This window comes from Paenibacillus puldeungensis, assembly GCF_042678945.1.
Classification (GTDB): Bacteria; Bacillota; Bacilli; order Paenibacillales; family Paenibacillaceae; genus Fontibacillus; species Fontibacillus puldeungensis.
Window position 1 is genome coordinate 512,562 of the sequence record NZ_JBHTLM010000002.1, and the last position, 22,325, is coordinate 534,886.

The window sequence follows — 22,325 nt, forward strand, 5'->3', positions numbered from 1 at the left end:
GGGTAAAAAATGGCCTTATTTTTGCTGAACAGAAAGTTTTGAGCAAAATAGGGGAATTTTTTGGACCTATTTCATGCGGATAGTAGAAAAAAGGTGGCTTTTGGGGCTTGAAGCGGTGAATAGGACCATTATTTGTACCTATTTTTAAAAAAACGGCTAGATCGCTGAAATAGGACCATTATTTTCCCTTATTTCTGTCCGTGATCTGATCAGGTGATGAGAAGGATGAATCTAAGGAGGGGGCATTTGCATAAATGCCCTTATACTGTTCGGTCCGTTTTTACTTGCATAGGCGCCTTACAATTTCAGCCAAACGAGCGATGCCTTCCTCAAGTTGCTCAGGTGAGGCGTAGGCATAGGAGAGTCTGATCCGATCGATAGCTTCCGGGTCGTACAAATTGCCCGGGTTGATCAGAATGTTCTCTTTGAGCGCAGCATCAAAAAGCTTCCGCGGAGCAGGGGAGTTACGGAGCTTTATCCAGATGTAAAATCCTCCTTGCGGAGCTTGCCAGCTGGCCAATTCCGCGAAATGCCTCTGCAGCGCAGATAACGCCTTATCTCTGCGATACTTTAGCTGGCCCCGAAGCTCCTCTACATGGCGGTCGTACATGCCGCTGGCCAGCCATTCCGCAGCTACTTGCTGCGATAAAGCGCTGGAGCCGTAATCGCTCTGCATCTTGATGTCGGCCAGCCGCTCGATGACCGGCTGGGGACCGGTGATCCAGCCAATGCGCAGGCCGGGACTGAGTGTTTTTGACAGGCTGCCGATATACAGGACGCTGCCGCTCGTATCCCGCGCCTTCAGCGGAGCGGGCGGCGGCGTATCAAGCCATAAATCGCGGTAGACGTCGTCCTCCAGAATCGGAAGCCCTTCCTTCTGGCACGCTGTCAGCAGCCGCTCCCGGCGCACTTCGCTCATCACTGTCCCTGAGGGGTTATGAAAGGTTGGAATGGTGTAAAGGAGCGCGCCACCGTACTGCTTAGCGTAGGGGACGACCAGCTCAGGCCGCAAGCCTTCTTCATCGATCGGCACGCCCTGCAGCTTCATGCCGGCGGATTGAAACACCGGAACAGAATACAAATACGAAGGGCGTTCCAACAGCACGGTCGATCTTTTCTGAAGCAGTCCGACGGAGATAAGCTGCAGCGCCTGAAGCGCGCCGGATACGACCAGGATCGAGCCGGGGGAAGCAGATACGCCGAGCCCTTTCATTCTGGAGGCGATCTCTTCGCGCAGTCGCAGGTCACCGTTGGGTTCTCCGTATCCCAAGCTTGGCACATGGTCCGCAAGTCGGTGCAGCAGCTCGCTCATTCCATACCGCGGCAGCAGCTCCGGCGACAATTCACCGGTACCGAGGCGAAGAATACCTGGGCGGAATTCCGCCCGGTTGATCTCCTGCACCGCCGGCAGGTTCGGCCGGTGAATTCCCCCGCGGACATAGGCATTCCAGTCCGGGGGCGGTGCAGAGGCTAGCGCGCCCCACGTCTGATTCACGACCCGGGTTCCGCCGCCACGGCCGCCTTCAATCAGTCCGGCCGCGGTGAGCTCGTCCATCGCAGCGACGACAGTGCTGCGGTTGACACTGAAGCTTTTTGCCAGGTCGCGCTGGGAGGGAAGCCGGGTTCCGACGGGCCACTCTCCGCTGACGATTTTGTCTCGGATATACTCCGTTATCTGAATATGCAGAGAAACGGGGGAAAGGCGATTCGGCCGCCATTTTGGTTTGTCTATCATAGGAACATCCGCTCCTAACTGATTATGATTTTTATGTAAAACTGCTTGCTTATACATTATATAATTTGGTTGGTTTAATAACCATCCAAATGGATGGAGCCACCGAGTCAAGGTCACGCTACAATAAAGATCAGAAGTCGCGACGAAAATATATAGCTGGTAAATCCAAGTTTAACGAAGCAAAGTAGAGGAGAGATCGAATGATAGGGGCTTTTATACATGGGTTCGTGCTCGCTGTAGGACTCATTATACCGCTTGGCGTACAAAATATATTTGTATTTAACCAGGGGGCTGCCGGACGAAGCTGGAGCCGGGCGCTTCCCGCTGTTATGACAGCGGCGCTTTGCGATACAGTACTCATTACTTTAGCGGTACTTGGCGTATCCATGATCATTTTATCGCTGGAATGGCTAAAAACGGTTCTTTTTATCGTGGGGGCTTGCTTTATGATCTATATGGGTTGGTCGATCTGGCGCAGTGCTCCGTCCGGTGATGCTGCGGAAGCTGAAGGACTCCCAGTCCAAAAGCAGATTATGTTTGCGATGTCAGTGTCCCTGCTCAACCCTCATGCCATTATGGACACGATCGGCGTCATAGGTACAAGCTCGCTTCATTATAATGGCAATGATAAGTTTGCATTTGCACTGGCGGCAATCGCCGTCTCATGGATATGGTTTGCCGGGTTGGCAATAGCTGGCCGGATGGCGTTGAAGCTAAACCGCAGCGGCGGACTGATAAAACGAATTAACCAAGTATCGGCGTTCGTCGTGTGGGCGATGGCAGCATATTTGCTCTTTACTGGAATAGCTTTTTAACTGAGTTTTTGTCGGTATCCCACCCACGTCTGGTACCGTGTTTGCTTGCGTATCGGGTATGGAAGCTCCATAATGAGACTAGTATATTGAAGGGAACTTTACAGATACTTTTCCTGAGCAAACGGTTAATATCTATTATGAGAGGTTTAGGAGTGGTCAAGGAATGAATGAGGTTCTATCATTACTTAAAAATCATCGTTCTATCCGAAAATATAGCAGTCAGCCAGTTACGCCGATGCAGGTGGAGGAGATTATCCAGGCGGCGCAAATGGCTTCCACTTCAAGCAATGTCCAAGCTTATAGTGTGATTGCGGTGAGCGAGCTACAGCTCAAGGAGCGACTCGCGGGGCTTTGCGGAAATCAGGCTTATGTCTCGGAATGCCCTGTTTTTCTTGTCTGGTGTGCGGACTTATCCCGGCTGAAGTCGGCGGCAGAGCGGCATCTTCAGGATCGGGAGACTTATGAGGGAACGACGGAAAATTTTATGGTGGCTACGATTGATGCCGCTCTGGCAGCTCAAAATGCGGCGGTTGCTGCTGAATCGATGGGGCTCGGCATCGTGTATATCGGCGGGATACGCAACAAGATCGAGGAAGTCGCTGAGCTGCTAGGTTTACCGGAACTTGTATACCCTGTCTTCGGCATGTGCATCGGTTATCCGGATCAAGAACCGGGGCAACGTCCGCGACTTCCGCTTGAAGCAGTGCTGCATTGGAATAAATATGATAGCGAATGCTCCAACGCTGCCGTTAATCAGTACGATGAAGTTATGTCGGATTATCTGCGCAAGCGGAGCGGCGGAGCGAAGGATACGCCGTGGTCTGTGCTGATGGCAGAGAAGCTGGCGCAGCCGTCCCGGCTTCATATGCGGGAGTTTTTGCAGCGACGAGGCTTCGAATTGAAGTAACGTGATACGGAAATTCAACTTACATTTCTAAAAAAAACGGGGCCTAAACATGAGGCCCCGTTTTTGCTTTAATGCGCTAAATTCCGTAAAAGCGCCGGGTATTGTGATAAAGCGTCGCAGCTGAAGCACCTTGGCTCATTCCCTGAAGGTTAGCCCAGGCGTTTACGACATTTCCGACCATTCGAGGATGCGTGATTTGTCCGCAAAATGGTCCCTCAAACGGCCAAGGTCCATCCGTCTCCGCCATGACCCGGTCTGGCGGATACATTCGGGCGAGCCCCTGAATTTCCGGCTCGTATAGAATGTCCGGGGTAAACGAGATGTAAAACCCACGGTCCGCCATCCGTTGAACCGTTTTTTTTGACCCTTTAAACCAGTGAAAGTGGGCTTTGGTGATGTTATGACGATCGAGTAAATCGCACACGAGGTCCGCATCGTCATATACAGCATGCAGGACGACGGGCTTGTCATACTTTTTGGCGGTTAGCAGCATTTTTTCCATTAAATCAACATACGGTTCCAAATCGAAGGGAATCCCCTGTGCCTGAGAATCCTTCCGTGCGTAATAGGGAAGCCCGATTTCACCTACTGCAATCATTTCTCCTGCATGTTGTCCTATCCAATCCAGCAGCCGGGTGATTTCTGATTCCAGCGGGATCGGTTGTTCAGGATGAAAGCCAAACGCCGGATACACAAGCCCTTGGTGCCGCTCTGCTAAAGCAAGATTGACCTTACATGATGCAAGATTCATAGACACGGCTATAACAGCTTCCAAATCGAAGCCAGGCAGTTCCTGCAGCAGACGTTCCCGGGTTACTTCATCATAGAGATCCATATGAATGTGTGCATCGATTAGCGGGAGTGGAGCTTCCAGCGGCCATCCCATTAATTTTGAGGACATTTCATCAGTTCCCTTCAAGGCAGGCTCATTTGCTTTTAATTATACCTTTTTTTCGGCGGCTCTGTCAGGAAGATAAAGGGGTTAGGTGAACTTTTCACCATACAGATTCTAGTATTTTTGTGCAAATTTTTATTGGCAAAATATTCATGTCGTACAATAACAATTATGCGACATATATCAGTCAACAGGAGGTTCATTAATCATATGCTACAAGACTATTTAACAGCGGTCACTGAGCAGTACCCCTTTCAACCTCAAACCCAAGGCTATCATGACGAACAGATTATTGAGATGTTTTTGACCATGTGTACCAAAGCACCGAATACTCGAAAAAATTACTATAGAGCACTAGAGCAATTTAGAAGTTTTTTATCCGGCATGGCATTCAAGGATGTGACGTGGCGAGAAATTGAAGCCTACAAAATTTACTTGACCCAAGGCTTCTATAGGCAGTCCCAAAAACCGCTAGCCCCCGCCAGTGTCGCTGCCTTCATCGCTCCATTGAAGTCGTTTTACAAATGGGGAAGTGATCAAGGTATCGGAATCTTTAAGCATAACCCTACCCAAAACATTAAAATTCCAATGACGACCGTTACTAGCCGAAAGCACTTTTTGACCCGAAATGAAGTAGGAAAACTGCTGGATAGTTTACGTAGACAAAGCCTTAGAAATTATTTGATCGGCTTGTCTCTAGTTTTGCTTGGGTTGCGGGTGTCGGAGCTAAAAGGGATCAAGTGGAGGGATTTCCATACGGATTTGATGGAAACGTCCATGTGGTTAACGATTACGCAGGCTAAGCGAGGGAAGAGCCGTGAGGTTAAAATTCCTCCACTCCTGTGGAAAATGTACGAGGAACATGCTAGTAATATATCTAAATCCGGTGAGCCTGAAGCCAATCAAGAGCTATTCCCCATAACCACACGTCAAATTGAGCGGATTATAAAACGAGCCGCAGAACAGAGCGGGATCACTAAAGAGCCGACCCCACACTGGTTAAGACATACGAATGCAACGCTAGCGCTGCTACAGGGGGCATCCTTGCAGCAGGTTCAAGAAACGCTGGGACATTCGCATATCAATACGACACAGCGTTATTTACATACCGTCGAGCAAATGAAAAAAGCAGCCCCTGACTTTGTCCAGGACTGCTTGATTGATTTTATTAAATAAAAAACGTTAGTTCTTTTAAGCTACTATTTAATATGATTTTAATGCAAAATTGCATCTTTTGTCCTATAATGTAACATGTATTGTATTACAAACCTTGCCACATTTATTACAAATTTTACTGATATATGTCGCATAATTGTTATTGTACGACATTTGTTCATTTTTAAACCGTTTGCCCTGAGGAGAAACGGAAAAAGTGCATAAATGAGCTACGGAATAGTGAATTTTTATGTAACATCGCTAATAAAGTAACACCCATTGGGGAACTTGACCGGGCAAGTGACGAAACAGGATATTTAGGGGGCAAAACGGTTGACTGGCTATAATGACTTCATCGACGAGCTGTATATTGGAAAAGACCCCGATGCGGTAAAATGGTTCAATATGCTTATGAATAAGCATCCTGAGACCTACCATCATTGTGTGCGGGTAGCTATGCTGGCTGAAAAAATTGCGGAGCCGCTAAACATAAGCAGAAGGGAGAAGGGCGTTTTAATTCGGGGCTGCTTCTTGCACGATATTGGAAAATCGATGATTCCATGGGATATTATTAACCAGCCTGGACCCTTGTCTTTAAAGCAATGGAAGATTATGAAGCTTCACCCAGTGCTCGGGGCAGAGTTGGTGGAAGCAAATCCCGCATTCGGTCCTGACATTCTTGATATCGTTCGTTATCATCATGAACGTTGGGATGGAACAGGGTATCCCGATGGCTTGAAGGGCAAGGAAATTCCTTTTGCAGCGCGTGTCTGTGCGGTTATCGATGCCTTTGACTCCATGACTTCGGAACGGAGCTACCGTGAGCGGAAGCTGACGATTAGTGAGGCTAAGTTAGAACTGGTGCGATACCGGGAAAGGCAGTTTGATCCCGAAATCGTAGATGCATTAATGGACCTTCCGGAAGAGACGCTGACTATATATTCTACGTTATAAAGAAAATCAAAGGGAAACTTAGATGGGCATACATATGCTGTGACTCCGAAAATTAGAGGGGCTGCCTTTCAGGTCATCGGACCTTAAGGCAGCCCCTTATTCGACTAGACACCGATGCCACTGACGCGGCACTGCCGGATGTTAAAGCATGAAACCTATGGTACATGTGATCTTGACGATAGCCTAAGATCTAAGAGATCAGATTAGCTGCACTTTGTACATCTAATATTGCGGTTAGTTCCATTTTTGCTCGTTTAATTGTATAAGGTACATCTAAATGAACTAAAAACGAAGGGGTGCATAAATTTACCCTGATTTAGCTGCACTTTATACATCTATTTCCTTGAAGTACGCACAAAAGCTAGAAATAAATGTACAAAATACATTTATACCACATACCGATGCCACTGATGGGGCACTACCAGATAATTCGGTACCGCTTATAACACCCGTCATGTTCTATGCTGCTGCTCTGCCATACGAAGAGATATTTCCCGCTTTAGCTGAAGAAATATCGGATCATCGGTGATTTCACTTCGGCGTGGTCGCGAAAACGGAACCTTGATCGTATGCAGGACGGCAGCAGGTCTGGCAGAGAACAGGTAAATGGTATCGGACAACATCAGCGCCTCCTCAATGCTGTGGGTGATAAGCAGCACGGAGCGCTTGTTTTCCTCCCACATTTCCAGTAGCCAGTTTTGCATATCGCTGCGTGTCAGGGCATCGAGTGCGCTAAAGGGTTCGTCAAGGCACATGACCTCCTGTGGAGCCAAGAGCCCCCGCAGGAATGAAGCCCGCTGCTGCATACCGCCGGAGAGCATATGGGGGTAGGCCTTTTCAAAGCCGCCGAGGCCTGCTTTTATCAGCCACTCACGCACCTCATCACGTGAGATAAGGTTTTTCGTCCCGGCGATTTCCTGGGCGAGTACCACATTGTCTTCGATGCTTCGCCAAGGGAATAGGGCCGACTGCTGGGGGATGTAACTAATATTCCCCCGCTCTCCGGTCACTTTCCGCCCCTGAAGATACACATCTCCTTGATCCGGAGCAGTTAAGCCACCGATTAGATGAAACAGGGTGCTTTTTCCGCAACCTGATGGACCGATGATCGAGACGAACTCTCCGGCTGGCACGGTGAGCGATATATCCCGAAGCACAGGGACATCCCGGCGTCGTTCACGGAACGTTTTGTAGATATGGCGAACCTCCAAAGCCGGGGAAGAAGAGGTGTGCGGTTGTTCTATGCTCAAGAATAGTACCCCCTTTTGTGTTATGGAAACTTAACCCCTCATTTTTCCGGTTTGTAACGGATCAACCATTTTTCCAGCAATGCGATACAGGCGAACATCATCAAACTGATGGCTACGATGATCACAATCGCAACGAAGATATTGTCCGTTCGAAAAGAAGACTTTTGCAGCATCATATAGTAGCCGATCCCTTTGTCGGCGCCGATCCATTCCGCGATAACCGCTCCCATTACGCTGTAGGTGGCTGATATTTTTACGCCGGAGAGCATCGCTGGTAGTGCAAATGGAACTTCTAGCTTACGAAAAATCTCCCCCCTTGACGCTCCGATCATTTTCATATAGTTAAGCATGACGCGATCCGTCCGGGTCAGTCCATCCATGGCCGCCACGGCGACGGGGAAGAAGCAGACCAGCGTAATGACAATAATCTTCGGAAGGATGCCGAAGCCAAACCAAATCATGAGCAGCGGAGCGAGGGCGATCGTGGGCACATTCTGGCTTAAAATGAGCAGCGGATAAAGCGATGATTTCAAAAACGGCACTAAGTGAAGCACAAATGCAACGACTAAGCCAAAAAGGGTACCGATCGCAAAGCCCAGAAGCATCAGGCGCAGCGTAGCGAGCGTATGCTCCCATAGACTGGCTGCTTCGGCTACCGATTGACGCCCGATGTCGACTGGGCTGGGTAGTATCCATTTCTCGATATGAAACAGGGTCGTCGCTCCTTGCCATATCAGCAAAAACAAGATGACCGCCACAAGGGGCGGCCATATGCTATTCCACAGCTTGCGGGAAATCATGGGCGGTATTTCTCCGTCAGTTTATCCATGCTGACGCCTTTTGGATTATACGATATTTTGATTTGGGAAATGATCCCCGTGCTGCCAAAGTCGATTACGGCTTCGTTCATTTTTTTCACAATGGCTAGAAGCTCTTCAAGATCGCCTTCCATCGTCGTTTCAAGTGGATTCACCTGATATTTGACGCCGGAGGCTTGAATTACCTCAATCGCACGATCAACATAGGGTATGACATCTTCTCCGTTAGGTGTTTTCGGAATGACTTGAATGCTGAGTAATGCGTTTGGCATAGTGCAACATCCTTTCTTGGTTATTTGATCATCACTTACTTTTCAGGTAAAAAATCGTTTGTGAACGCTTTGTCTGTATCCAGCGGTTTATCGAGCAGTCCCCGCTCATGCATCCAGTCGGAGTAATTTTGCCATACCTCCCGTTTCTGCTCACCCCAGCGGCCGGCATCGTCTTGGTATTTCGGACTGAGCCATTTTTGACTGGCGACAACAAGCTTTTTATCGAGCTCAGGGACAGCCTTCAGCAGGATGTTCGCCGCTTCTTCCGGATGCTCTATCGCATATTGATATCCTTTACTCGTGGCCCGCATAAAGGCTTTAACCAGCTCTGGATCCTGAGAAATCGTCTTTTCATTTGTGACGATGACCGGTGTATAATAGTCGAGCTTGTCGGAATAATCCTTGACGTACAGCATATCCAGCGGTTCGCCCCGCAGTTCGGCTTCAATACCCGTCCAAGCGTAGAAAATCCACGCAAAATCGATATCACGCTTCACGGCTGTAAAATAATCGGCATCCCCGATATTAAGAAATTTCACCTTTTTAACATCAGCACCTTGTAGATCCATAATTGATTTCATCACCGCTTGCTCTACCGGAGATCCCCAACCGCCGTATGATTTACCTTCAAAATCTTTGGGCGACTTGATATTGCGATCCTTGGGAGCGGCAAACCCCGATGTGTTGTGCTGAATAATCGCAGCAATAGAGACGAGCGGAACACCCTGTGTCCGGCTTTGAGTAACGTTCTCTTGCACACTTACGCCAAACGGTGCTTCACCCGAAGCGACCATCGCCTCCGAACCGCCCGAACCTGGCAGTGAAATGCTTACATCAAGTCCTTCCTCGGCAAAATACCCTTGTTCCTTGGCTACATAAAGGCCGGTATGATTCGTGTTCGGGCTCCAATCGAGGACGACTTTGACAGGCTTCAGCTCTTTACTTTGCTGTTTGTCCGGTTCGGCCTTGGTAGTCTGGTTGCTTGCACTTCCATCGGCACCGCCGCTGCAGCTCGCCAAAATCAGCAGCATACAGGACAGGACGATAGCAAAGAGGGTTCTGGTTTGTTGCTTCATACATCATTCTCTCCTTTTTTTGCTTAGATTTCCGCAGCCTGTTCATTATTCAACCCTGGATGGCTGTACCGTTATTATGCCGTTTGCCGGGCACAAAAAAAGCGCCCCGGATCGGGACGCATAGGTACAATGTAAATGGAAATAATATTCCATACACTTATGGCTTCCTACGCTGGCATTATCCAGATCAGGTTTAAGGGTCAGTATCTTGAAGGGATACAATCTCAGCCGGCCGATTCCAGCACCCCTGAACTATTTAACTGCAGTTACACCTGTCATTATAGATTCCCTCTGGCGTTCTGTCTAGTGCTGGAGCAAGTGTGAAGAGGAAGAACTGGTCAGTACAATCGGTTTCCTTCCCTGCTAAATACAGGGGATTTGCTTTTTTCTTGGCAAGAAGTTATAATGTAAATAACTGATTCCTAAAGGCGATATTCACATATTGAAAAGAGTATCACTTTGAAAAACTGGAACTTTTTTCAATATGTGAATTTTTTTTATGACAAGTAGAAAAAGGATCATGTTAATCTGTAGGTAGGAGGTATACCTTCATGGAAACTGGAACAGTAAAATGGTTCAACGCTGAGAAAGGTTTTGGCTTTATCGAAGTGGAAGGCGGAAATGACGTATTCGTACATTTCAGCGCTATCACTGGCGAAGGCTTCAAAACCCTTGACGAAGGCCAACGCGTACAATTCAACGTTGTTCAAGGCAACCGCGGACCGCAAGCCGAAAACGTTGTAAAACTGTAATGCAGGCAAAGCTGCTCTTAATGCGTTTTTCTTTTCGCATTAAGGGCAGTTTTTATTCAATTTTTGGCACTAAATGGCAATGAAGCAGCAGTATACGTGGGGGTAGGCCCTGTTATACATATACTTAGCATTTAACGGTGGAATGGTCTTGACATCTTTTCAGACAGAGATTTTGGCTGCCTACCTGGTTGAATTGAAAACTCTTTTTGAGGAGGGGAATTATGAACTACCGTAAAAAAACGTTAGAGGAAATTCCTGAGGAGAATACACCAGTTTGGACCTGCACTAGCGACGATTGCAACGGATGGATGAGGGATAATTTCACGTTTGACTTTAGTCCGGTATGCCCTCTGTGCTCATCTGAAATGGAGAAGGGGATGCGGATGCTACCACAGCTGGTAAATCCCACCTTTGAGCAGAAGTCATCGCTAGACAAGGAGTAGCCTGATCGTTAGACCCATTTAATACCACATACTTAAGACAGCCGCTTTCGCGCTTGAGCGAAATGCGGTTGTTTTTTTATCTGACATTATGCATAAGGGATGTGGTGGGATGGAGTTTAAAGTTGAGAAAGATGTCGAAAAATGGAGAAAGTGATTGCATCTCAATTGGAAATCTAATATGTTGGAATTACTACGAAGAATCTACAACTTAGAAGGGGGGATCTACCCGCCTATGCAAGATCATTTTAAGGTAGCATCCCAGGTATTTGATATTCCCTCCAGCGGCAAGCAAAAAAAGGCTGCCATCATCGTTGCTGTTATCATAATGATCATATCGACGATCGCACTTCCTCATGGAATGAGATCGCTTCCTGAAATTGACCCCTTCCTATCCGCTTCCACTGCATGGCTTATTTTTGGCGATTTGTTAACCTCGTATATTGTGTATAGCCAATATCGCGCGTCGGGGCTTCCGTGTCTTCTGGTGTTGTCCTGTACCTACCTGTACACTGGCTTAATGACAACGATGCACATTGTCACCTTTCCCGGCCTTTTGAAAAATATGTTGCAGTTCGGTCCAGAAAGCCAGACGGCGGTTTGGCTGTGGGCGTTTTGGCATGGCGGCTTTGCCATAGGAATATTATTATATATTTTCACAAAAGTACGCTGGTCAAAGCCCCTGGAAACCGTGGAGCAAATTTTCAATTTGGGCACGGCAGGGATTGTGATTACACTACTGACCGTCTTTGGAATGTTAGAATTAGCGATGGCAAGCGGTGATTTACTGCCTGGCATCATTCATAATGGGGATTACAGAAAACTAAATACTTCAGGAATCGGTCCTGTCATATGGATTTTGAATCTCCTTGCTCTAATTGCGATGGGATACCGAACGAAGGGACAAACTGTCTTGAATTTATGGCTCACTGTAGCCGTCCTCGCGCTCTTAACGGACATTACCCTTACGTTATTCGCGGGTACCCGGTTTACGCTAGGTTGGTATTTGGCGAAGGTGAATTCAGCCTTTGCGGCTACGGTTGTAATCATCTCTGCTTTAAGCGAGGTGAACCGCTTATTTATCCGGTTATCAGAGCAGCATCGGCAGCTGGTGGAGTCTGGTAGACAGTTGGAGCAGGTAAATGAGAAGCTGACACAGCTAACGAATTTGGACGGGCTGACGGAAATACCGAATCGCCGGCGATTTGACGAAATTTTAGCTTGGGAAATGGTCTGTCCAGAGGAAAGGCTTACTTCATTGTCCCTTCTGATTATCGATGTGGACTGCTTCAAATCATATAATGACCACTATGGTCATCAGGGCGGGGATCAAGTGCTCAAAATGATCGCTCAAACGATATATAATGGGGTTAAGGGAATTCATGGATTTGCAGCGCGTTACGGCGGGGAGGAGTTTGTCGTCGTGCTGTCGGACTGTGACGCCGGGGAAACCAGGCAGGTGGCAGAAATGATACGGAAAGCGGTGGCCGGTTTGGCCATAAAACACGAGGTGTCCATATTTGCGAGCCATGTGACGATCAGCATTGGAGGGTATTGCTTGGCTCCGAAGGATCCGATGGACCAGCAGGACTTGATCCGCCGGGCTGATCATTGTCTATATAAAGCCAAAGATGCCGGGCGGAATCAATCCGTTGTTCAGGGCTGGTCGAGGAATACAACTGCTGGCATTATCAGGAGTCTTGATCGGCCGTCATGACGCGATACTGCTTGAGCATGAACAATCGCCAGCGTATGATCATTCCATAGGCCAGCAGAAAGAACAAGGCGCCGGTCTGAAGTACGGAGACATACTGTTCTACGGCTTCATGGAGAAGCATTCGGATCGCGAGCAGACCGATCAAGATAAAGACAAAGCTGCGGGAACGCTGGGCAAAAATTTCGCCGTTTACCGTTTCAAAATGCGTCGTCCGGATCAGTGGATAGGAGAACACCAACCAACCAAACGCAAAGGCAATGACTCCCCAAAGTACGGGGATGTGCGTTTGAGGGGCGACAAACATGCATAATCCTGTCGTCATGCCAAGTGGCGGAATGACGATCTTCTTAATCGTAACCGGGCGGCGGCTGGCTTTTAGCCGAATAAACAAGGCTCCTACCGCCATTGCCATAGCGCCGAAGGTAAACACTATTTGCATATAAGAGGGGCTTATTAAGTTCATAGAAGCTTCCTTTCATAAATATGGGATGTAAATACGTTATAATAGATACTAAATAATAAATGTTATCAAGAAACAAGATCATTATAGCACAATCCATCCACCATGGTTCAACCTGTGTGGGAAAGGGGGAATAAAATTGAACAGCGAGTTTACGGTCGCCATCCATTGCCTTTTGTTTCTGAGTAGTAAGGAAGAACAGATAGCGAATAGCGAGCAAATCGCCTGCAGCGTATCTACTCATGCGGCGCGTGTCCGTAAGGTTCTTAGCCTGCTTCGTAAACACGGCTTCGTTACTACAAAGGAGGGTGTCGGCGGAGGTTATTTACTGGCGACAGATATAGATAACATATCACTCGGCGATTTGTATCGGATTTTCGCCCGCGGTTCCTTGCATCCGGGCTGGTGTTCCGGTAATGAGAAATCCTCATGTTTTATTTCGTCTAATATCCATAACGTCATGGATAAGATATTCAGTGAAGGTGAGGCGCGTTTGGAGGCTTATTTCGATGAGCTTCACCTATCGGACGTTACAAAGCTGCTACAGCAGTGTGATTCTGAGATAGTTCAGAAATTGTCTGAACAATAGGGAGAGGAGTTTGAAAATGAGCTTACAAAAGGAATCAGGGACATGGTCGTTTTTTGTTGGGTCTTACGCTCAAAGTGACAAGCCGGGGATTTATTTATGCGAGCTTGACCGACAATCGGGGAAACTGCGGATCCGTCTGGACATGGATGGGATTGTGAATCCGTCCTTTATCGTTGTGGACAAGGAAGCGGGTCGGTTGTACGCAGTGAGCGAGCAGGAGAATGGAGGTGTGGCAAGTTACGCGATTGACCCGGCAAATGGCAAGCTATCAATACTTAGCGAAATGCCGACACTTGGTTCTAATCCTTGTCACCTTGCAGTTTTGCATGGAGTAGAAGGGCATTTGTTAGTCGCTAATTATACCAGCGCGCATGTGAATAGCTTCGAGCTTAGCGAAAATGGAGTGCTTGCTGAAATGAAGGGTATCGTTCAGCATAAAGGCAGCGGGCTATGGCCGGATCGACAGGAAGCGGCGCATGCGCACAGCATTATTCCGAGTCGAAGCGGAAAATATGCCTATGTCTCCGATCTGGGTATCGACCAAATTATCACCTACCGTCTCCAGGAAGGCCGTTTTGTCAAACATGGCGAGGTGAAGCTTCCGGCCGGCTCCGGTCCGAGACATTTTGTCATTCACCCTTCGGAACGTTTTGCTTATGGAATCAATGAATTAAACAATACGATGACGTTGTATTCCTATGATCCTGCTGAAGGAGCCTTGGAGATCAAGGAACATTACAGCACGCTGCCAGAGGGTTTCAAGGGAGAAAATTATCCTGCGGACATTCATTTCTCTACGGATGGACGATTCGTTTACGGCTCCAATCGGGGCCACAACAGCCTTGTACAATTTACCATCGATCCCGAAACCGGACGACTGGATGATCCGAAATGGATAGGAACCGGTGGGAGTTGGCCCCGGAATTTCGCCGTATTTGAAGACTATGTGATTGTAGCCAATCAATTTGGAAACAATTTGGTAGCTTTTCATAGGGATGATGAAACCGGGATGCTATCATCTACCGGACATCAGCTAGCCATAAGCCAGCCATCATGTATCGAGCCATACATATAACACGGCTAGAAATCTGCCCGATAGCATGAGCAAAGTTCTAGATTCAGCAGCCCCGCGGGGGCGCCAGACATTCGACAAGACGGTCCTCGGTAAAGAGAGCGGCGTTTGGCATTCCTGCGGGGCTTTTATTTCACTTGAGGCGACAAGTCTCCCACTTATTCAAAACTCCACTGTATTCCTTAGTAAAACCGCGCTAATTAAATCCATTCTACGTTGTAATTAATCCCCCACCCGTTAAGAACCAATGCTTCTGTCCCAACATACTTTAATCATTGACATTTGCCCAGCGCCCGGCATTCGGAAAGGAGTACTGGCTGGAACTACGGCCATAAGTCCTGATAACTTGGACTATAAGGGGAGCTTATGACGAATTTATTTATTTTAAATAAAACGTTTGACAATACCGCATAGGCACATATAAAATATCACCATAGCATACTAAACAGGTAGGAATAATTAAATATTGTTCTCGCCGTACCGACGGAGGAACGCTCTACTTGCCTTGGCAGACACGGGTGCGGCTCGGTTTGACCGTGGGGCTTTGGGGCGTGTCCTCCGTTTTCCCGTATTTTGGGGTGAGCACGGTAGCTTTCTTGGGTCAGATGAAGCGAAATAACATGTGAGTTGGGGAGTGATACGATGAGCAGATGGTGGAGGCAAACGATTCTTGTCGGTTTGGTAGTGGTGTTGTCCTTGAGTTTGGCAGCTTGCTCAGCAAATACAAAAAACGAGTCGGCCAGCGCAGAGGGCTCTTCATCCGGCGGTGGAAAGGATATCGAGCTTCTAAACGTATCCTATGACCCGACCCGGGAATTATACGAAAAATACAACGCAGCATTTGCCGCATATTGGGAGAAGGAAAAGGGACAAAAGGTCAAGATTAAACAATCCCATGGCGGCTCCGGCAAGCAAAGCCGCGCCGTCATCGATGGATTGGAGGCCGACGTCGTTACGCTCGCTCTGGGCTATGACGTCGATGCAATTCAAAAGAGCGGCCTGATTAAAGAGGGCTGGCAGCAAAAATACGAGCACAACAGTGCCCCCTACACCTCGACGATCGTATTTTTGGTCCGTAAAGGAAATCCGAAGGGAATCAAAGATTGGAACGATTTGCTTAAGGATGGGGTAGCGGTCATCACACCTAATCCACAAACCTCCGGCGGGGCGCGCTGGAACTATTTAGCCGCCTGGGGTTATGCGCTGCATCACAACAATAACGATGAAACCAAGGCTCAGGAGTTTGTGAAGGAGCTGTACCAGCATGTTCCTGTTCTGGACAGCGGCGCGCGCGGCGCAACGACAACCTTCGTCGAACGGGAAATCGGGGATGTGCTTCTGGCTTGGGAGAATGAGGCTTGGCTATCCGTGAAGGAGCTTGGCCCGGACAAATTCGACATCGTCTACCCTTCCGAAAGTATTTTGGCTGAGCCTCCTGTGGCCGTTGTTGACAAAAACGTCGACAAAAACGGGAAACGTGAGGTAGCTGAAGCTTACTTGAAATATTTGTACTCGGAGGAAGGCCAGACGATTGCCGCACAAAATTATTACCGTCCGACGCTGGAAAGCGTAAGCGCGAAATTTGCCGATCAGTTCCCGAAGATCAAGCTGTTTACGATCGATGAGGCGTTTGGCGGCTGGGAACAGGCGCAAACGAAGCATTTTAGCGATGGTGGAATATTCAGTCAGATTTATGTACCTAAATAACCAACCGTACCTCACGGAGGCTGATGGAGAAAGGATGAAGCTGCATGCGCAGTAGCACGACAAAGCGCGGAGTGCTGCCCGGGTTCGGGCTGACGATGGGGTTCAGCGTACTATATCTCAGTTTGGTCGTGCTGATTCCGCTTTCCGCACTGCTGTTGAACTCTACAGGACTGACCTGGGAGAAATTTTGGAATATTGCAACCGATCCACGGGTACTTGCCTCTTATAAAGTAAGTCTTATGACTGCAGCGGCTGCCGGACTTATAGATGCGTTTCTTGGTCTGCTGCTTGCCTGGGTTCTTGTCAGATACGATTTTCCAGGCAAAAAACTGTTCGACGCCATGATTGATCTTCCTTTTGCGCTTCCTACCGCGGTGGCTGGCGTTTCGCTAACGGCGATCTACTCCGGGAATGGCTGGATTGGCTCCTTGTTTGAACCTCTGGGCATCAAAATTGCCTTTACGCCGGTCGGCATTACACTAGCGCTGATGTTCATCGGAATTCCATTCGTTGTAAGAACGGTTGGGCCGGTGCTTCAGGAGCTTGATGCCGAGGTGGAGGAAGCGGCAGCTACTCTAGGGGCGGGACGGTTCAAAACATTCCGCTCCGTCATTTTACCCGAGCTGCTGCCGCCGCTCATTACGGGCTTTGCACTCGCTTTTGCGCGGGGAATCGGGGAGTACGGCTCGGTTGTCTTCATCTCCGGCAACATGCCGATGAAGACGGAAATTGCTCCGCTTCTCATCATGTCAAAGCTGGAGCAGTTTGATTATGCCGGTGCTACAGCCGTAGCCCTCATCCTGCTGCTCATATCCTTCGTGCTGCTGCTGCTCATCAACCTGCTCCAGCGCAGCATCCGAAAAACGGCACGTTAACGCTAGCTGCTGACAGGTAGAAAGAATTTTGATTTTACGCGAAAGGGGAACAACATGATGGCCGGTTCTGTGCCGCTTGCAACAAAAAAATCGGCTTCTATAGGAAGACGTACCGGGAAAGAGAGCGGTATCGTGAAATGGGTATTGATCACGCTTGCCACACTTGTCCTGTTATGGCTTATCGTGCTCCCGCTCGCGGTCGTTATCACCGAAGCACTTAAAAAGGGCTGGGATGTTTATTTAGAAGCCATCCGGGATCCGGATGCTTTATCCGCACTCCGGCTGACGCTGCTGGTCGCTGTCGTAACTGTCCCACTCAATACTGTATTCGGCGTCGCGGCGGCTTGGGTCATTACCAAGTTTAAATTTAAGGGCAAACAGGTACTCGTGACGCTCATTGATCTTCCATTTGCTGTTTCACCGGTGATCGGCGGCTTAATATATGTCCTTGTATATGGTGCGAACGGATGGTTCGGCCCGTGGCTGCAGGAGCACGATCTCAAGGTGATTTTCGCCTTACCGGGGATCATCCTTGCCACGTTGTTCGTCACATTCCCGTTTGTTGCTAGAGAATTGATACCGCTTATGGAGGATCAGGGCCAGCAGGAGGAGGAAGCAGCCGTCACGCTGGGCGCGCGCGGTTTCCGCATTTTTTGGAAAGTGACGCTTCCTAATATCAAATGGGGCTTATTGTACGGCATTATCCTGTGCAATGCGAGAGCGATGGGAGAATTCGGGGCGGTGTCGGTCGTTTCCGGTCATATCCGCGGAGAAACCAACACGCTGCCGCTGCATGTGGAAATTTTGTACAATGAGTATCAATTTGCCGCCTCCTTTGCGGTTGCTTCACTGCTATTGCTGCTTGCGCTAGTAACGTTGCTGCTTAAAAGCTGGTTCACCCGCAAGAGTCAGCACTAGGGGGAAATAAAGATGACAAGAATAAAAACCGGTATGCGCAAAGTTTATCATAGGCGGGTTCATTTCAAATCTGATTTATGATTAGGAGGCGACCAGATGGCAAAACCACTCAAGGTAGATGAGATATGGCTGGAGCGGATCGCAGAGCTGCTGGGTGGAATGGAGTTCGGATCGCTCAACATCGTCGTCCATGAAGGGCAAATCGTTCAAGTGGAGCGCACGGAACGAAAGCGTTATGAGCTCGGTGTTTCCAGCACTTCCAGTACGTCGAGTACGACCAGGTCATCCGGATCGTCCCGCCGTACGTCCAAACCAGCGCGTTAGTCGGGATCGAAGTATTTCCGAAAAAAATTCCGTACGAAGTTTTTCAATGCTCAAGGTGGACTTTAGGGACTGTGCGAACATTTTTATTGTCTTAAATACGCTAGAGCTGCGCTCGGGGGGACCGAGCTTTGGAATTTAGTTGCATTTTGTACATTTACTTTAGAGTGATTTCCAGAGTTTAGGGGAATAGTTGAAAAAAGTACATTTAAACGGGCCTAGTGAGCTGATTGAACCGATAAGGGTTGGATTTAGATGTACATTTTACAATTAAAATGGATCAATTAGAGAAATCAAGTAAAATAGATGTGCAATTTACATCTAAACCATGGGAAATTTTTTTATTACGGGATTACGGCTTGAGGATGTAGATGAAGAGAAAATTTTCGGTGAAGTAGCGATCGATTCGCACAAAAAGGACCTGGCGGGAGCTTACCGCTAGGTCCTTTCGTTTTAGGCCGCCGCCCAGCAAGCATTGGCAGTGTATCTTAGGGCTCTGCTTCTTCCCCGGGCCGATCCTCGCTGGCAGTGGCCGCTGCCACAGCGTAGCCGACATAAGGCCGGGATTTCCGCGGCTTGGCTCGATCAAGGCGAAAGCCGCCTGCAAACAGCAGCAGCTGAGCCGCAAGGATATAAGGAGCCAGGAACGATCCAGCTAAATGTAGCAGCGTAATGGCAGAGATCGTTATCGCTAGGACTCGAAGCAGCGTAGAGCGCTCATTTTTTCGGTATCCACCAAGAAGCGCCGGATAAAGCAGAAGTAGGGAGAACCATACCGAAACCAATTGAATCCATGAGTATAGAAGACTCCAGAACTGCTGACTGCCGGATGCTACTGAATCATTAAGCAGCTGGAATAGTCGAAGCAAAGAGAAAAATAAAACTGCAGCAAACAGAAAAGACAAGGCCGGCCGAATGCAACGCCAAAATAATCCACCCCAGGTTGGCTGCTCAATATGCCGCAGCAGTTTTTCACGTTCGGCAATGAGGCGCTCGCTTTCCCGCTCCAGCGTTTTAAGCAGGAGAGGAAGTCTTGCATCATCAAGGTCTGCGGCATAAGCCGCAATTTGAGCCAGTACATTATCCGTCGCATAGGGGGCTGCTCGGCAAGCTAGCAGCTTTTTGAGCAAATTGTTTTTTTCCGAAACCGGGATACTTGGCTTGTCCGTTACGAGCATTAACGGTCCGGTGGCCGACGCGTACAATTCCAGGCTTATTCTAAGATGCTCCAGTCGGGAGTTTTCTTCTCTCGCCGTTTTGCGCCGGGATGCCATGTACACACCGAGAAAAGCGACGAGCGCAAGGAAGGCGGTTAAGGCTGCTTTTTCGTGCAGCTGAAGCCAAGTAACCCAATCCGACAGTGACACCGTAATCACCCTTTCCATATTCCTTATACCACTATGGCACACGATGCCAGCTATTTTCAAGCGTTGATAACGAAAACTGTACTTTATTGCGTTGTACTATCGGATACGAAAAGCATGTTCGGGGGAAGAGTGAGTGTACCTGCGTGGAGCTGTCCGAATCCGCCGGTAGGGATAACATGCGCAAGACGGCTGTTAGAAGCTTCTATTGGTTGCGGATGATAATTTTACGAGCAAGATTCGATATAAACACCTTAGTGACCACCGTTAGAACTGGTCTCCAAGAAGGACTTTCGGGAGATGCAACTACAAGAAGTGGCGCTGCTTTGCTAGTAAAGGGCAGGCAAATGTGGAATGAACCGATACTGGTCTGATAACTTCGTTTTCCGGTTTTGGACTTGTCCATTTGTGATAATTATAATATAGAGCAGAAAGTAAGGATTACGGATTATCAACGATAACTATAGAGAGGACGTATGGATGATGAAAATCGCATTGATTGGAGCAACGGGGACAATAGGTAAAAAAATAGCGGAGGAAGCGCTGCTCCGCGGCCATGATGTGACAGCGATTGTGCGTAATGAGAGCCGTCTAGCGGTGGAGGACGAAACGGGGGGCGGACTTGTAAAGAAAGGAAAACGCGGACAACTTCGTGCCGTAGCCGGAGACATTCTCGTACCTGATTCGATAGCTCGGGCGGTTGAGGGGCACGATGTCGTTATTAGTGCCTACGGACCCTGCTTTGGAGAAGAAGATGAAATGCAGGAGGCTACGCGTTCTCTGATTGAGGGAACCAAGCGTGGAGGCGTCCACCGCTTGATCGCCGTAGGAGGGGCAGGGGGACTTGAAGTGGCGCCAGGCGTTCGGCTGATGGATACGGCAGAGTTTCCTGAGGAAATTTTGCCCTTGGCGCGAGCACATAGCGAAGCGCTTGCGATTTATCAGGAGACGGACCTCGACTGGACCGTGCTTAGTCCGGCGGCGGTCATTGAACCCGGGAAACGCACCGGGCAATTTCGAATCGGCTTGGATCGCCTTATCACGGATGAGCGCGATCAGAGCCGGATTTCAATAGAGGATTATGCTGCCGCATTGCTGGATGAAGCGGAGGATCCTCAGTTTATTCGGGCGCGGTTTACAGTCGCTTATTAATCAAATAAAGGCGGAAGACAGGGCGTGAAAGTGTAGCTGTGTTGCCTTTAAGCTTACAGGCAAGGGATTAAGAGGAGATGGGACGGATGAAGTTTGTGACCTCTGAGCAAATGAGAGAACTGGACCAATATGCGATTACAAAGACGGGCATTCCTGCAATCTCGTTGATGGAGAATGCCGGTCGGGCTATAGCGGAAGAGGTGCTGCGTTTCTGCCGAGTTCGGTATATGGGTGAACAGGCTAGCGGGTCGGGTTCGGATGTTGCGGCAGAGCGAATCTACGAACGGGTAGCCGGGTATGGCTGGGACCGGACAACGAATGGTGGGGAGCATGAAGGCAGATTGCATGGCGAGCATTGGCTCATCCTGGTCGGGAAGGGCAACAACGGCGGGGACGGGCTGGTGTGTGCCCGTCATTTGGCGGATGCAGGCGTGCGAGTAAGCCTGCTATATGCCGAGTCTGCTGAGCGACTCGGCGGGGATGCGGCGATCCAGTATAGGATCGCCGAAGCGCTGGGCCTGGCGGGGGCAGTGTATGCGCCCGGCCAGGTGGCCGATGCACGATCCCGGGGCGTGACCGGGATCGTCGATGCGCTCCTTGGCACGGGAGCCAAGGGAGCGCCGCGGGGTGCGTACGCCTCCCTGATTCGGGAGGCGAATGAAAGTCGGCTGCCGATTGTGGCAGCCGATATCCCGAGCGGGCTGGACGCCGATACGGGCGCTGTGAACGCCCCCTGCATCCAGGCCCGGATCACGGTATGCCTCGCCTTCCTGAAGGCGGGGTTGACGCAATATCCGGGCGCGAAGGCGGCGGGGGAGGTCATCGTGCGTTATATCGGCATTCCGCGCTTGCTTCCGCCAGGCATGGAGGAAGCAGGTGTTGTGCTCACCGAGGAAGCATTGCGCGGTGAGCTCGGGGTGAACCCGGACCGGCCGCGCGAGGCGGACGGCCATAAGGGCACGTACGGGCACGTGCTGCTGGCCGCAGGCAGCATGCCGATGAGCGGCGCCGGCCTGCTCGCCGCCAAAGCCGCGCTGCGCGCGGGCTGCGGGCTGGCGACGTGGGCGCTGCCGGCAGCGCT

Annotated in this window: 23 protein-coding genes and 1 riboswitch; of the genes, 15 read left to right on the forward strand and 8 right to left on the reverse strand. The window is 49.3% G+C overall.

The window, feature by feature from the left end:
• Window positions 1-280 precede the first annotated feature (280 nt).
• Entirely contained in the window at window positions 281-1,735 is a 1,455-nt protein-coding gene (locus ACFQ3W_RS04800) for an aminotransferase-like domain-containing protein (protein WP_379317147.1), read from the reverse strand.
• 200 nt (window positions 1,736-1,935) lie between these two features.
• Here ACFQ3W_RS04800 and ACFQ3W_RS04805 point away from each other — a divergent pair, with 200 nt between their 5' ends.
• Both ACFQ3W_RS04805 and nfsA read left to right on the forward strand, forming a co-directional pair.
• Window positions 1,936-2,550, forward strand: coding sequence for a LysE/ArgO family amino acid transporter (locus ACFQ3W_RS04805; protein WP_379317149.1), 615 nt, complete (start codon window positions 1,936-1,938; stop codon window positions 2,548-2,550).
• A 163-nt stretch (window positions 2,551-2,713) separates the two neighbouring features.
• Window positions 2,714-3,457 carry an oxygen-insensitive NADPH nitroreductase gene (gene nfsA, locus ACFQ3W_RS04810; RefSeq protein WP_379317151.1) on the forward strand — a complete coding sequence of 248 codons (744 nt, stop codon included), beginning with the start codon at window positions 2,714-2,716 and terminating at the stop codon, window positions 3,455-3,457.
• A gap of 76 nt (window positions 3,458-3,533) precedes the next feature.
• On the opposite strand, the gene ACFQ3W_RS04815 is transcribed toward nfsA, so the two are convergent.
• Window positions 3,534-4,343 (reverse strand): TatD family hydrolase, encoded by an 810-nt coding sequence (locus tag ACFQ3W_RS04815; RefSeq protein ID WP_379317231.1) that lies wholly within the window; start codon window positions 4,341-4,343, stop codon window positions 3,534-3,536.
• 219 nt (window positions 4,344-4,562) lie between these two features.
• Here ACFQ3W_RS04815 and ACFQ3W_RS04820 point away from each other — a divergent pair, with 219 nt between their 5' ends.
• Both ACFQ3W_RS04820 and ACFQ3W_RS04825 read left to right on the forward strand, forming a co-directional pair.
• Entirely contained in the window at window positions 4,563-5,528 is a 966-nt protein-coding gene (locus ACFQ3W_RS04820) for a tyrosine-type recombinase/integrase (RefSeq protein ID WP_379317153.1), read from the forward strand.
• Between the two features lie 312 nt (window positions 5,529-5,840).
• Window positions 5,841-6,461 carry an HD-GYP domain-containing protein gene (locus ACFQ3W_RS04825; RefSeq protein ID WP_379317155.1) on the forward strand — a complete coding sequence of 207 codons (621 nt, stop codon included), beginning with the start codon at window positions 5,841-5,843 and terminating at the stop codon, window positions 6,459-6,461.
• Between the two features lie 452 nt (window positions 6,462-6,913).
• On the opposite strand, the gene ACFQ3W_RS04830 is transcribed toward ACFQ3W_RS04825, so the two are convergent.
• The 4 genes from ACFQ3W_RS04830 to ACFQ3W_RS04845 are packed head-to-tail and all read right to left on the reverse strand — an operon-like array spanning window position 6,914 to window position 9,877.
• Window positions 6,914-7,711 carry an ABC transporter ATP-binding protein gene (locus ACFQ3W_RS04830; RefSeq protein WP_379317157.1) on the reverse strand — a complete coding sequence of 266 codons (798 nt, stop codon included), beginning with the start codon at window positions 7,709-7,711 and terminating at the stop codon, window positions 6,914-6,916.
• A 38-nt stretch (window positions 7,712-7,749) separates the two neighbouring features.
• A complete protein-coding gene (locus ACFQ3W_RS04835; protein ID WP_379317159.1) occupies window positions 7,750-8,511 on the reverse strand; it encodes an ABC transporter permease in 762 nt (253 codons plus the stop codon).
• On the reverse strand, window positions 8,508-8,801 hold the full coding sequence (locus ACFQ3W_RS04840; RefSeq protein WP_379317161.1) for a thiamine-binding protein: 294 nt from the start codon (window positions 8,799-8,801) through the stop codon (window positions 8,508-8,510). The genes ACFQ3W_RS04835 and ACFQ3W_RS04840 overlap by 4 nt, the downstream gene beginning before the upstream one ends.
• A gap of 35 nt (window positions 8,802-8,836) precedes the next feature.
• Complete coding sequence (locus ACFQ3W_RS04845; protein WP_379317163.1) at window positions 8,837-9,877, reverse strand: ABC transporter substrate-binding protein; 1,041 nt, start codon at window positions 9,875-9,877, stop codon at window positions 8,837-8,839.
• A gap of 147 nt (window positions 9,878-10,024) precedes the next feature.
• Window positions 10,025-10,136, reverse strand: a riboswitch (TPP riboswitch).
• A 292-nt stretch (window positions 10,137-10,428) separates the two neighbouring features.
• On the opposite strand from ACFQ3W_RS04845, the gene ACFQ3W_RS04850 reads away from it, so the two are divergent.
• From ACFQ3W_RS04850 to ACFQ3W_RS04860, 3 genes are all read left to right on the forward strand, one after another.
• On the forward strand, window positions 10,429-10,629 hold the full coding sequence (locus ACFQ3W_RS04850; RefSeq protein ID WP_009223993.1) for a cold-shock protein: 201 nt from the start codon (window positions 10,429-10,431) through the stop codon (window positions 10,627-10,629).
• A gap of 221 nt (window positions 10,630-10,850) precedes the next feature.
• A complete protein-coding gene (locus tag ACFQ3W_RS04855) occupies window positions 10,851-11,072 on the forward strand; it encodes a cold-shock protein (protein WP_379317165.1) in 222 nt (73 codons plus the stop codon).
• A gap of 232 nt (window positions 11,073-11,304) precedes the next feature.
• A complete protein-coding gene (locus ACFQ3W_RS04860; RefSeq protein ID WP_379317167.1) occupies window positions 11,305-12,786 on the forward strand; it encodes a sensor domain-containing diguanylate cyclase in 1,482 nt (493 codons plus the stop codon).
• Here ACFQ3W_RS04860 and ACFQ3W_RS04865 read toward each other — a convergent pair.
• Complete coding sequence (locus ACFQ3W_RS04865) at window positions 12,761-13,249, reverse strand: CcdC family protein (RefSeq protein WP_379317169.1); 489 nt, start codon at window positions 13,247-13,249, stop codon at window positions 12,761-12,763. The two genes, ACFQ3W_RS04860 and ACFQ3W_RS04865, sit on opposite strands and share 26 nt — an antisense overlap.
• Window positions 13,250-13,385: 136 nt before the next feature.
• On the opposite strand from ACFQ3W_RS04865, the gene ACFQ3W_RS04870 reads away from it, so the two are divergent.
• From ACFQ3W_RS04870 to ACFQ3W_RS04895, 6 genes are all read left to right on the forward strand, one after another.
• Window positions 13,386-13,835: an Rrf2 family transcriptional regulator gene (locus ACFQ3W_RS04870; RefSeq protein WP_379317171.1), complete on the forward strand. Its 450-nt coding sequence runs from the start codon at window positions 13,386-13,388 to the stop codon at window positions 13,833-13,835.
• 16 nt (window positions 13,836-13,851) lie between these two features.
• A complete protein-coding gene (locus ACFQ3W_RS04875; RefSeq protein ID WP_379317173.1) occupies window positions 13,852-14,910 on the forward strand; it encodes a lactonase family protein in 1,059 nt (352 codons plus the stop codon).
• Between the two features lie 639 nt (window positions 14,911-15,549).
• Window positions 15,550-16,614, forward strand: coding sequence for a sulfate ABC transporter substrate-binding protein (locus tag ACFQ3W_RS04880; protein WP_379317175.1), 1,065 nt, complete (start codon window positions 15,550-15,552; stop codon window positions 16,612-16,614).
• A 44-nt stretch (window positions 16,615-16,658) separates the two neighbouring features.
• A complete protein-coding gene (gene cysT / locus ACFQ3W_RS04885; RefSeq protein ID WP_379317177.1) occupies window positions 16,659-17,489 on the forward strand; it encodes a sulfate ABC transporter permease subunit CysT in 831 nt (276 codons plus the stop codon).
• A 57-nt stretch (window positions 17,490-17,546) separates the two neighbouring features.
• Window positions 17,547-18,407 (forward strand): sulfate ABC transporter permease subunit CysW, encoded by an 861-nt coding sequence (cysW, locus tag ACFQ3W_RS04890; protein ID WP_379317233.1) that lies wholly within the window; start codon window positions 17,547-17,549, stop codon window positions 18,405-18,407.
• Window positions 18,408-18,503: 96 nt separating this feature from the next.
• Window positions 18,504-18,731 (forward strand): YezD family protein, encoded by a 228-nt coding sequence (locus ACFQ3W_RS04895; protein ID WP_379317179.1) that lies wholly within the window; start codon window positions 18,504-18,506, stop codon window positions 18,729-18,731.
• Window positions 18,732-19,216: 485 nt separating this feature from the next.
• Here the strand turns inward: ACFQ3W_RS04895 and ACFQ3W_RS04900 are convergent, their stop codons facing one another.
• Window positions 19,217-20,113, reverse strand: a complete 897-nt coding sequence (locus ACFQ3W_RS04900; RefSeq protein ID WP_379317181.1) for a hypothetical protein — start codon at window positions 20,111-20,113, stop codon at window positions 19,217-19,219.
• A gap of 462 nt (window positions 20,114-20,575) precedes the next feature.
• Here ACFQ3W_RS04900 and ACFQ3W_RS04905 point away from each other — a divergent pair, with 462 nt between their 5' ends.
• Both ACFQ3W_RS04905 and ACFQ3W_RS04910 read left to right on the forward strand, forming a co-directional pair.
• Window positions 20,576-21,244 (forward strand): NAD(P)-dependent oxidoreductase, encoded by a 669-nt coding sequence (locus tag ACFQ3W_RS04905; protein WP_379317235.1) that lies wholly within the window; start codon window positions 20,576-20,578, stop codon window positions 21,242-21,244.
• Window positions 21,245-21,354: 110 nt separating this feature from the next.
• Window positions 21,355-22,325: NAD(P)H-hydrate epimerase (locus ACFQ3W_RS04910; RefSeq protein ID WP_379317183.1), on the forward strand; the 971-nt coding region annotated here is incomplete at its 3' end.

Coding starts and splice junctions, on each gene's coding strand:
- ACFQ3W_RS04900 (WP_379317181.1), bottom strand. CDS start 20,113: ATGGAAAGGGTGATTACGGTGTCACTGTCGGATTGGGTTACTTGGCTT.
- ACFQ3W_RS04905 (WP_379317235.1), top strand. CDS start 20,576: ATGAAAATCGCATTGATTGGAGCAACGGGGACAATAGGTAAAAAAATA.
- ACFQ3W_RS04805 (WP_379317149.1), top strand. CDS start 1,936: ATGATAGGGGCTTTTATACATGGGTTCGTGCTCGCTGTAGGACTCATT.
- ACFQ3W_RS04800 (WP_379317147.1), bottom strand. CDS start 1,735: ATGATAGACAAACCAAAATGGCGGCCGAATCGCCTTTCCCCCGTTTCT.
- cysW (WP_379317233.1), top strand. CDS start 17,547: ATGGCCGGTTCTGTGCCGCTTGCAACAAAAAAATCGGCTTCTATAGGA.
- ACFQ3W_RS04835 (WP_379317159.1), bottom strand. CDS start 8,511: ATGATTTCCCGCAAGCTGTGGAATAGCATATGGCCGCCCCTTGTGGCG.
- ACFQ3W_RS04865 (WP_379317169.1), bottom strand. CDS start 13,249: ATGAACTTAATAAGCCCCTCTTATATGCAAATAGTGTTTACCTTCGGC.
- ACFQ3W_RS04855 (WP_379317165.1), top strand. CDS start 10,851: ATGAACTACCGTAAAAAAACGTTAGAGGAAATTCCTGAGGAGAATACA.
- ACFQ3W_RS04850 (WP_009223993.1), top strand. CDS start 10,429: ATGGAAACTGGAACAGTAAAATGGTTCAACGCTGAGAAAGGTTTTGGC.
- ACFQ3W_RS04845 (WP_379317163.1), bottom strand. CDS start 9,877: ATGAAGCAACAAACCAGAACCCTCTTTGCTATCGTCCTGTCCTGTATG.
- ACFQ3W_RS04895 (WP_379317179.1), top strand. CDS start 18,504: ATGGCAAAACCACTCAAGGTAGATGAGATATGGCTGGAGCGGATCGCA.
- ACFQ3W_RS04815 (WP_379317231.1), bottom strand. CDS start 4,343: ATGGGATGGCCGCTGGAAGCTCCACTCCCGCTAATCGATGCACACATT.
- cysT (WP_379317177.1), top strand. CDS start 16,659: ATGCGCAGTAGCACGACAAAGCGCGGAGTGCTGCCCGGGTTCGGGCTG.
- ACFQ3W_RS04840 (WP_379317161.1), bottom strand. CDS start 8,801: ATGCCAAACGCATTACTCAGCATTCAAGTCATTCCGAAAACACCTAAC.
- ACFQ3W_RS04875 (WP_379317173.1), top strand. CDS start 13,852: ATGAGCTTACAAAAGGAATCAGGGACATGGTCGTTTTTTGTTGGGTCT.
- nfsA (WP_379317151.1), top strand. CDS start 2,714: ATGAATGAGGTTCTATCATTACTTAAAAATCATCGTTCTATCCGAAAA.
- ACFQ3W_RS04860 (WP_379317167.1), top strand. CDS start 11,305: ATGCAAGATCATTTTAAGGTAGCATCCCAGGTATTTGATATTCCCTCC.
- ACFQ3W_RS04820 (WP_379317153.1), top strand. CDS start 4,563: ATGCTACAAGACTATTTAACAGCGGTCACTGAGCAGTACCCCTTTCAA.
- ACFQ3W_RS04880 (WP_379317175.1), top strand. CDS start 15,550: ATGAGCAGATGGTGGAGGCAAACGATTCTTGTCGGTTTGGTAGTGGTG.